The following is a 754-nucleotide window of genomic DNA, read 5'->3' as shown; positions in this document are numbered from 1 at the left end:
CCGGACAGCGTGCCGGATCATCGCAGGACTGCGACAACTCCTTGCAGCACCCATGACGACAGGCCGCCCCGTGTCCACGGGGCGGCCTGTCAGAGCAGTGGTCAGGAGATGTTGTTGTTGGACCCGCTGTTCTTGACGGTACCGTTCTTGGTCTTGACACCGATGACGTTGCCGTTGCCCGAGACGAGAAGGTCATCCGCCTCGGCCACCTGGATGTTGTTCGTGTCGGACTCCACGGTGATCTCACCTGCCTCATCGGCGTTGACGTAGTTGCTGGGGCCTGAAACCGTGAGGTCGCCACTCGTGGTGAGCTTGAGGTTGTTGTTCTCTCCGCTGATGCCCACCTTGTCCGCCCGCTGACCGTTGACGACGTTTCCCTCCCCGAGGATGGTCAGCTCGCCGGCGCCCTCGAACTGGATGTTCGACTTGTTCGCCCTGACCGTGATCGATGGGCAGTCGCCTCCGATCCTGAGGTAGGACGCATCGGTGGAGACGACGTAGGGGGCATCACAGGTGACGGTCATGGTGTTTCCTGCTTTCCCGCCGTCCTCGTCGCTCTCATCCTCGCTGTTCTGGTCGCTCTCGTCGTCACTGGCCAGGGTGGTCTCGGTGCCCTCGGCGCTGGCATTGACCGTCGCCCCGTTCGAGGCGTTCGCCTCGACATTGACCTCACCCTCGATGGTCTTGACCGCCACCCCGGGCAACTGGCTCTGCAGATCCTCCGGAGCCGGAGCATCCGCCGGCTTCGCATCAA

The 754-nt window shown here is 63.0% G+C and carries 1 protein-coding gene; it reads right to left on the bottom strand.

Going from position 1 to position 754, the window contains the following annotated elements:
* Positions 1–101 precede the first annotated feature (101 nt).
* Positions 102–754, bottom strand: a 653-nt coding sequence (locus tag EII34_RS15725; protein ID WP_124846110.1) for a DUF3060 domain-containing protein, incomplete at its 5' end; no start/stop codon positions are given.

Source organism: Arachnia propionica (genome assembly GCF_003859805.1).
Lineage (GTDB): Bacteria > Actinomycetota > Actinomycetes > Propionibacteriales > Propionibacteriaceae > Arachnia > Arachnia propionica_C.
The sequence above is the reverse complement of the archived record's forward strand: the minus strand, read 5'-3'. Positions and strand labels throughout refer to the sequence as shown.